Raw genomic sequence first — 8,079 nt, forward strand, 5'->3', positions numbered from 1 at the left:
TCCTTGTGCTTCGGGCCAATGTTCATCAGCACGAAGTTTGCAGCACTGGGAAAGAACGGCACGTCCAGCTCTCGCAGCCCAGCCATCATGCGGTCGCGGCCTACGCGCACCTGTTCGATATACCACTGGAGATAATCTTCATCGGCCAGTGCGACGGGCAGGCAGTCGAGAGCCACGCCATTGACGTTGTAGGGCGAACTGACCTTGCGCAGGTACTTCACCAACTCCGCATTCCCGGCGAGCATTCCGATGCGCAGGTTGGCGAGACCGTAAGCCTTCGAGAAGGTGCGCGTCACAATCAGGTTCGTCGTCGCGGCGAGGTCGGCCATGACGGACTCGCCGTGGAAGTGGTAGTACGCCTCATCGACCATAAGCACCGCCTGCGGAGCGGCCTTCGCAATGGCCAGCAGGTGCTCGCGGCTGACAGTCGCGCCGGTCGGGTTGTTGGGTGAGGCAACGATGATCAGCTTTGTCCGCTCCGTAATTGCGGACATGAAGCGGTCGAAGGGAAACTCGAGCGTTGGCCCTGCCTGCACTTTGCGCAGGTGCGGCGTCATCATCTGGATGCTGACGTCATACATGAAGAACGACGGCGTGCAGATGAGCGCCTCGTCGTCGGCTTCGAGAAACGCGCAGCACATCAGGTGGATGGCTTCATCGACGCCGTTGGTCAGCAAGACCTGCGCAGGCGCGAGGCCGAAGTGCCGGGCGACGACGCGCTCGATGCCTTCGCGCTCGGGATACTTCGTCAGACCCTCTGCCGTGACCTTCTGCAACTGCTCCATCACGCGCGGCGAGGGGCCGAAGGTGTTTTCGTTGAAGTCGAGGCGCAGGGCGGTACGCTCGGCGAGCGGAGGGTGATACTCCGGCATCTCGACGACCAACCGCCGCGCCTTGATCGTATTCGTAGCTGTTGTGGTTGCGCTCATCGCATCCTCACCCGCACGCTGGCAGCGTGGGCAGTCAGTCCCTCGGCTTCGGCCAGGGCAATCGCATGTGGTCCGATCTTCTTCAGCCCGGTGCGCGTGTACTCCTGCACAGTGATGACTTTCACATAGTCCATCACGCTGAGGCCGCCGCGCACGCGGCCCACGCGGCCTGTGGGCAGCACGTGGTTCGGGCCGGAGACATAATCGCCCATCGACTGCGGCGCGTAGTCGCCTACGAAGACGCTGCCTGCGTTTCGTACCCATTTCAGGTCCGCGGACGAATCAACGGTCAGGTGCTCCGGAGCGAGCCGGTTGGTGAGTTCACGCGCCTCCGCAACTGTTTTGGTGACAAAGATTGCACCCTGCGCAGCCAGCGATTTCTTCGCAACGGTATTGTTCTTCGCCTGCGCTTTGACTTCTGCGAGTACGGCGTTGGCCAGAGCTTCATTGCTGGTGATGAGCACGGCGAGCGCCTCAGGATCGTGCTCCGCCTGCGCGACGAGGTCGGCTGCGATGCCTGCTGCGCTGCCGGTCTCGCTGGTGACGACGATCTCCGTTGGCCCGGCGGGCATGTCGATGCCGCATTCACTTGAGACCATCACCTTGGCAGCGGTAACGAAGAGGTTGCCTGGTCCGACAATCTTGTCCACGCGCGCGATGGCTGGAGTTCCGTATGCCATGGCCGCGATCGCCTGCGCGCCGCCCACACGATAGAATTCGGTGACGCCAGCGAGCCACGCGGCAGCCAGGGTCTCTGTCGCGGGTTTTGGAGAGCACACAACGATGCGTTCGACACCGGCAACCTGTGCCGGTGTCACGGTCATCAGCAGGGTCGAGGGCAACGGATAACGTCCTCCGGGCACGTAGCAGCCGACGCTTCCCAACGGGCGGACGATCTGCCCCGTCTGCACTCCGTCTGCGGGTGCGAAGCTCCACTGCTTCGGCAACTGCGCCTCGGCGAACGCGAGAATGTTGCCGCGCGCCACCATCATTGCGGCCTGCAACTCGGGTGCTGTGGCTTCCCACGCCGCGCGCATCTCTTCGCGCGAGACCGCGAGCGGTTGCGCCTTCGTCAACCCATCGAACTGCGCGGCATATCTTCGCAGCGCACCGTCGCCGCCTTTGCGCACGCCGGCAAGAATCTTGCGCACCACCGGCTCGACGCGGGCCGTGTTCACGGCGCCGCGCCGCTCCAGCGTCTCGATCATTGCCTCCGCGGCCTTTGCGCCGCGGCCGAATGTCTTCACCAGCTTCATCAACGAACTCCAAAGACAGCTCTTAGCCAAAGACTCTCATGGCTCATAGCTGCATTACACAACGACTTTGCTCAGTGGATACTCGACGATTCCCGTTGCGCCTGCGGCCTTCAGCCTGGGGATGACATCGCGCACCAGCGACTCGTCGAGGATGGTGTTGAGCGCAACCCAGCCGGGATCGCTCAACTGCGAGATCGTCGGCGAGTTCAGCGCGGGCAGCACGCCGAGGATGGAGTCGAGTGTGGCCTTCGGAGCATTCAGCATCAGCCCGACGCGACCTTGTGCGGCGATGGCGGCGTTCAGCATCAGTGCGATGTTCTCGATCTTGTTGCGCTTCCACGCATCTTTGAAGGCGGTTTTGTTGGCGATAAGCTGCGTCTCGCTCTCCATCAGCGTCTCGATGATGCGCAGCCGGTTGGCCTTCAGCGAGGAACCTGTCTCCGTCACCTCGACGATGGCGTCGGCCAGTGTCGGAGGCTTCACTTCGGTTGCCCCCCAGCTAAACTCAACTGTTACCGGAATCTTCTTCCCGGCGAAGTATCGTTTGGTGAACTCGACCAGTTCGGTGGCGATGGTCTTGCCTGCGAGGTCTTCGGGCTTCTGGAACGGCGAGTCTTCGGGCACGGCGAGCACCCAGCGCACCTTCTGGCGGCTCTGCTTCGAGTAGGTGAGGCTAGTGACATACTCGACGTCGGTCTGGTTTTCAAGCACCCAGTCGTTGCCGGTGAGGCCGGCGTCCAGCGCGCCGTGTTCGACATAGCGCGCCATCTCCTGCGCGCGGACCAACATGCACTCGATCTCGGTATCGTCGATGGTTGGAAAATAGCTGCGTCCGTTGGCGAAGATGCGCCAGCCCGCGCGTTCGAATAGCGCAATGGTTGCGTCCTGCAGGCTGCCCTTGGGAATTCCCAGCTTCAATTTCTTTGCGTCGGCCATTACTTCGTCTCTCCCGTCACTTGAATCGGTTTGGTAAAGCAGCTTACGGTGCCTTCGTGGCACACCAGCCCGTCGCCTTCGACTTCGACTTTGAAGAGCAGCGCGTCGTTGTCGCAGTCGGTCGAAGCAGAGACGACGCGCAGGCGGTTGCCGCTGGTCTCGCCCTTCATCCATAGCTTCTGGCGCGTGCGGCTCCAGAAGGTGACGAAGCCGGTTTCGAGCGTTTTACGGTAACTGGTTTCGTTCAGAAAGCCGAGCATCAGCATTTCGCCCGTCTTCGCATCCTGGACCATTCCCGGGACCAGGCCATCCATCTTTTCAAAGTCAATCGTTACATCTGCCATGTTCTGTTCTCCATTTGCTTCGGTAGGCTGTGACGAGACCGCGAGCAAGAGAAAAGGCCCGCTCGCGGTGTGCGCGTCAGCGGGCCTTTCCAATCCTTTGTAAGCGTTCGTTACTTCGCTACGCCGGACACAGCCGCCAACACGCAGGTTGCATGATGGTGATGATGCCCGTGATGGAAGCCCTGAAAGCTCATCTCTAGCTTCAAGATTAGCGTTCAGGCGGGCGGAAGTCAACTGGTCTCGAAGGGCTTGCGTGTTGACGCACCGGGCGCGCTCTCGTAGTCTTTCGCATGAAGTTCATCCGCTTCACCACGGAGACTACATCTATGCGCAACCTTCGTCACAAACTGTTAGCCGCTGCTCTTCTCTTCGCGTCTGTACCGGTGCTGTCGGCTGCCCAGGCCAAGCACGCGGCCAAACCTGCCGCCAAGCCTGCTGCGTCGGCGTCCTCATCCGCGCCGCTCGACATCAACACGGCCACGGCTGACCAGCTCAAGGCATTCAACGGCATCGGCGATGCGTATGCTTCTAGGATTATTGCGGGCCGTCCGTACACCGCCAAGAACCAGCTTGTCACGCGGGGCATTATCCCGCAGGCGACGTACAACAAGATCAAGGGCCAGATCATCGCCAGCAAACCCAAGAAGTAAGACGGGCTATTTCAGTTCCATGACAACGATGCGGCCATCGGAGTAGAAGCTGCCTCCGGTGGCCGTGTTTGCTTTGAGCATCGGGTCTTCGGGTGTGACATAGGCTGCGCTCGAAAATACGCCTGCAGCCTCGAAGCTCTGCAAGAGGAAGTCGCGCTCTTTATCGATCTCCGGGTCGATCTTGTGGGTCACGCCACCGTTGCGCTGATCGCGCTCGAAGCCGACGTCGTGCGTGGCGGAACCGACCCAGAGAGGCTTGTTATTGATGGTCTTGTCCGTCTTCCATACGCGCAGATGGTGGCGCTCGGCGGCGACCTTCAACGGATCGCCGCGCGCGAACGAGAGGTCCTGCGGGCGACCGAATAGGTAGAGTGTGCTCATTGGCATCTCGGTGTACGCTTCATGGCTCATCGTCGAGAGAATTCCATGCAGCACCGCATCGCCCACTGATTTATCCACGGGAACCCATCCTGCCGCCTTGAATGCCGCCTGCACCTGGTCCTCGGTGCCGATGAGACCGTAGTTCACCATGTCACCCTCATGGCCTTCATTGTCGGAGACGCGGCGCGGAATGTCCGCAAAGGTTGCGGGCGAGACCAGAGTGCTTACGACCGGGGGCGCTGCCACGGCCTTCGCCTTTGCCTCTGCTTCAAACGTCAGCTTCACTTTGAAGCTTCCTGTCGCGGTCAAGTCGCTGCTCAGGTTCATCCGCAGAAACAGTTTGCCGCTTGCGGGAACCACCAGATCGTTGTCTTTGCCAACCAGGAAGGGGACGGAAGCGCCAAGGTCGCCGACACGCCCCACCAGTGCGCCGGTGTTGGCGCTGTTGAGCGGGAACTGCCGCAACAGGTCGCGCCATCCGCGCGCCGCGCCATCGGGGTCGAGTGTGCGCCCGTCCTCCAGGTTCGTGCTGCCGGTGGCCGCAAAGTGCAGCTTTTCTCCGGCCGCAAGCACCACGCCGGTGTCCTGCCAATCGCCATCCTTCACGGTGAACTCGTAGTTTTTCTTGTGGGCAGGCGCGGCGCTTCCCTGTGGATTTGCGCTCTGGCCGGTAATGGCCTGCACGCCCACGTGCACAGGGGTAACGGCAGCGGGTATAGCGGGGCTCAACGTTTGTCCGCTCGCAAACATTCCGGCAGCCAACAGTGCTATGGGGAGTACAACTTTCGTTACCCTGCCCAGCGGCTGTCGTGACTCTGCGAATCGGTTAAAGTGGTTCATAGCAGTATCTGTCTCATCTTAAGGCCGCTGCATCTTCTTAAGAATAAGACGCAGAACCGGGACGGACGGCCCATGTTCTTTCCTTTACGTCATCGCTCTGTTGCAATGGCCCGCGTTGCCGCGGTCGTGAGTCTCCTCGCCATGCTGACGGGCTGCCAGGCGATGGTCAACCCCGCGTCTACGGCACAGGTGCGCGTCATCGACGCCTCGCCCGACGCTCCCGGTATCGACCTCTACCAAGGCACAGACGGAGTGGCTTACAACCTTGGCTTTGGCGATGTCACCTCTTACGTGCCTATGGTCCCCGGCGCATACACGTTGTCCGCCGCGACGGCCGGCACGCGCCAGATTCTCTCTTGCGACAAACCCACCCTGGCGGCGGCCAGTCAGTACACGGTCTTGATTCGCAACACCGCGGGGAGCCTCCAGCAGTTCACGCTCAAAGACCAGAACCAGCCCGCGCCAGCAGGGCAGACTTCGCTGCGCTTTCTCGACGAGGCGACGCGCGCCGGCCCGGTCGATGTCTACATGGTTCCCTCCGGACACGCGCTCGTTACGGTCAACCCCATCCTGACCAATGTGGCCTTCGGTACCAATACCGGCTACCGGAATATTCCGTCGGGCACCTACACGCTTGTCGTGCTGCCCGCGGGCGCGGTTCCTGTCAGCACCGCTGTAGCTAGTTACACTGGCGCGCGGATGACCTATCCCAGCACCGCAGCGCGCACGCTCATCTTGATCGACCAGCCGCTTGCCTCCATCCCCGGCGTACAGGTCATCACCGCCGACGACTACGACAATCCCGCCTGAGTCGTCTCGCAACGTGTCAGGTCTCTGCAACTTTTAGGGCAGCGCATCTGCGAATGTGTGCCGCAGACCCTAAAAAATAGCGAATGTCGCGGTGTTTCGCAAAAATTAAAAACTCCAGAGCACCGCAACACGGCCAGAACGTCTGTGTCTATCTGAACCGTAAGCGGCAGCAGGCAGCATTCAGGCGGTTGCCAAAAAACAAAAGGAGCCTTCACATGAATTTCACCAAACTCGCCCTCATCGCTTCACTCACATTTGCGCCGGTTGCGATCGTTGCGCAGGCCACGACAACCGCCGCGCCTACGGCTACGCCCGCCCGTCACGACTACGACATCAACCAGCGCAAGGAAAACCAGCAAGACCGCATCGGTCAGGGCGTCAAGAGCGGCCAACTCACCGCCGGCGAGACTTCTCACCTGGAGAAGCAGGAGTCGGCCATCAATAAGGAAGAACACAACATGCGTGCCCAGGACAACGGCCACCTGACCAAACAGGACCGCAAGACACTGCACCGCCAGCAGAACCAGGAGTCCCGCAGGATTTACAAGGACAAGCACAACGCCCGTCATCAGCGTGGATAATGCGGCGTCCCCTCATGGGTCGATGAGGCGAGATTGAAAACGAAAGGGCCGCGGAGAGGGCATCTCCGCGGCCCGTATTTTTCTGCCCGGTGCTTTTAGTACCGGTACTGCTCCGCCTTGTAGGGCCCTTCCACCTGCACGCCGAGATACTCGGCTTGCTTCGGCGAAAGCGTCGTCAGCTTCACGCCGATCTTTTCGAGGTGTAGACGCGCGACTTCCTCGTCCAGCTTCTTGGGCAGGATGTAGACGCCGGGCTTGTAGGTGTCCTTGTTCTTCCAGAGGTCCAGCGCAGCGAGCGTCTGGTTCGAGAAGCTCGACGACATCACGAAGCTTGGATGACCGGTCGCGCAACCCAGGTTCACCAGCCGTCCTTCGGCCAGCACGAAGATGCTGTTGCCGTTGGGGAAGGTGTACTTGTCGACTTGCGGCTTGATGTTGAGTTTCTTCACGTCTTTGGCTGCGTTCAACTGGTCCATCTGGATTTCGTTGTCGAAGTGGCCGATGTTGCAGACGATGGCCTGATCCTTCATCAGCTTCATGTGCTCGAAGGTGATGATGTCTACGTTGCCGGTGCAGGTGACGTAGATGTCACCTCGCCCCAGCGTCTCTTCGAGCGTGGTGACTTCGTAGCCTTCCATCGCGGCCTGCAGCGCGTTGATCGGGTCGATCTCGGTGACGACGACACGCGCGCCCATTCCGCGCAGAGAAGCGGCCGAGCCCTTGCCCACGTCGCCATACCCGCAGACGACGGCGATCTTTCCGGCCACCATGACGTCGGTCGCGCGCTTGATGCCGTCCACCAGCGACTCGCGGCAGCCGTAGAGGTTGTCGAACTTGCTCTTGGTCACGGAATCGTTCACGTTGATTGCGGGCACCAGCAGCTTGCCCTGCTCCATCATCTTGTAGAGGCGGTGAACGCCGGTCGTCGTCTCCTCGGCGACGCCCTTCCACTCCTTCGCCAGCTTCGTGAAGTAGGTCGCGTCTTCGGCGTGGATCTTCTTGAGCAGGTTCTTGATGACCTGCTCTTCCTGATTGCCGGAGGGTGTATTCACCCAGCCGTCGCCCTTTTCCAGCTCGACGCCCTTGTGGATTAACAAGGTCACGTCTCCGCCATCGTCGATGACGATCTGCGGGCCTAGTCCGCCTTTGTGGCGCAGCGCCTGATCGGTGCACCACCAGTACTCTTCAAGAGTCTCGCCCTTCCACGCAAAGACCGGCACGCCGGCCGCGGCAATCGCTGCTGCTGCATGGTCCTGCGTCGAGAAGATATTGCAACTTGCCCAGCGCACGTCCGCGCCCAGGGCAACCATGGTCTCAATCAGCACTGCGGTCTGGATCGTCATGTGCAGCGA

9 protein-coding genes are annotated in these 8,079 nt (G+C 60.8%); 3 read left to right on the forward strand and 6 right to left on the reverse strand.

Going from position 1 to position 8,079, the window contains the following annotated elements; all coding sequences use genetic code 11:
- The 4 genes from VFU66_RS10595 to hisI all read right to left on the reverse strand — a co-directional run.
- Positions 1-929, reverse strand: a 929-nt coding sequence (locus tag VFU66_RS10595) for a pyridoxal phosphate-dependent aminotransferase (RefSeq protein WP_326446221.1), incomplete at its 3' end; no start/stop codon positions are given.
- Positions 926-2,185: a histidinol dehydrogenase gene (gene hisD / locus VFU66_RS10600; RefSeq protein WP_326446222.1), complete on the reverse strand. Its 1,260-nt coding sequence runs from the start codon at positions 2,183-2,185 to the stop codon at positions 926-928. The genes VFU66_RS10595 and hisD, both read right to left, overlap by 4 nt.
- A 54-nt stretch (positions 2,186-2,239) precedes the next feature.
- A complete protein-coding gene (hisG, locus tag VFU66_RS10605; RefSeq protein WP_326446223.1) occupies positions 2,240-3,121 on the reverse strand; it encodes an ATP phosphoribosyltransferase in 882 nt (293 codons plus the stop codon).
- Positions 3,121-3,465: a phosphoribosyl-AMP cyclohydrolase gene (hisI, locus tag VFU66_RS10610; RefSeq protein ID WP_326446224.1), complete on the reverse strand. Its 345-nt coding sequence runs from the start codon at positions 3,463-3,465 to the stop codon at positions 3,121-3,123. The genes hisG and hisI overlap by 1 nt, the downstream gene beginning before the upstream one ends.
- Positions 3,466-3,791: 326 nt before the next feature.
- On the opposite strand from hisI, the gene VFU66_RS10615 reads away from it, so the two are divergent.
- Positions 3,792-4,115, forward strand: coding sequence for a ComEA family DNA-binding protein (locus VFU66_RS10615; RefSeq protein ID WP_326446225.1), 324 nt, complete (start codon positions 3,792-3,794; stop codon positions 4,113-4,115).
- A 6-nt stretch (positions 4,116-4,121) separates the two neighbouring features.
- Here the strand turns inward: VFU66_RS10615 and VFU66_RS10620 are convergent, their stop codons facing one another.
- A complete protein-coding gene (locus VFU66_RS10620; protein ID WP_326446226.1) occupies positions 4,122-5,225 on the reverse strand; it encodes an LssY C-terminal domain-containing protein in 1,104 nt (367 codons plus the stop codon).
- A gap of 183 nt (positions 5,226-5,408) precedes the next feature.
- Between VFU66_RS10620 and VFU66_RS10625 the strand changes: the two genes are divergently transcribed.
- Together VFU66_RS10625 and VFU66_RS10630 are read left to right on the forward strand one after the other, a co-directional pair.
- On the forward strand, positions 5,409-6,146 hold the full coding sequence (locus tag VFU66_RS10625) for a DUF4397 domain-containing protein (protein ID WP_326446227.1): 738 nt from the start codon (positions 5,409-5,411) through the stop codon (positions 6,144-6,146).
- A gap of 215 nt (positions 6,147-6,361) precedes the next feature.
- Positions 6,362-6,727 (forward strand): hypothetical protein, encoded by a 366-nt coding sequence (locus VFU66_RS10630; RefSeq protein ID WP_326446228.1) that lies wholly within the window; start codon positions 6,362-6,364, stop codon positions 6,725-6,727.
- Positions 6,728-6,822: 95 nt separating this feature from the next.
- Here the strand turns inward: VFU66_RS10630 and ahcY are convergent.
- Positions 6,823-8,079 (reverse strand): adenosylhomocysteinase (gene ahcY / locus VFU66_RS10635; RefSeq protein ID WP_326446229.1); only part of this gene is annotated, 1,257 nt, incomplete at its 5' end.

The sequence above is a fragment of the Edaphobacter sp. genome (assembly GCF_035763405.1).
Taxonomy (GTDB): Bacteria; Acidobacteriota; Terriglobia; order Terriglobales; family Acidobacteriaceae; genus Edaphobacter.

Excerpts from the sequence above, each read along its gene's own strand:
- hisD (WP_326446222.1), bottom strand. The coding sequence starts at position 2,185 with ATGAAGCTGGTGAAGACATTCGGCCGCGGCGCAAAGGCCGCGGAGGCA.
- hisG (WP_326446223.1), bottom strand. The coding sequence starts at position 3,121 with ATGGCCGACGCAAAGAAATTGAAGCTGGGAATTCCCAAGGGCAGCCTG.
- hisI (WP_326446224.1), bottom strand. The coding sequence starts at position 3,465 with ATGGCAGATGTAACGATTGACTTTGAAAAGATGGATGGCCTGGTCCCG.
- VFU66_RS10615 (WP_326446225.1), top strand. The coding sequence starts at position 3,792 with ATGCGCAACCTTCGTCACAAACTGTTAGCCGCTGCTCTTCTCTTCGCG.
- VFU66_RS10625 (WP_326446227.1), top strand. The coding sequence starts at position 5,409 with ATGTTCTTTCCTTTACGTCATCGCTCTGTTGCAATGGCCCGCGTTGCC.
- VFU66_RS10630 (WP_326446228.1), top strand. The coding sequence starts at position 6,362 with ATGAATTTCACCAAACTCGCCCTCATCGCTTCACTCACATTTGCGCCG.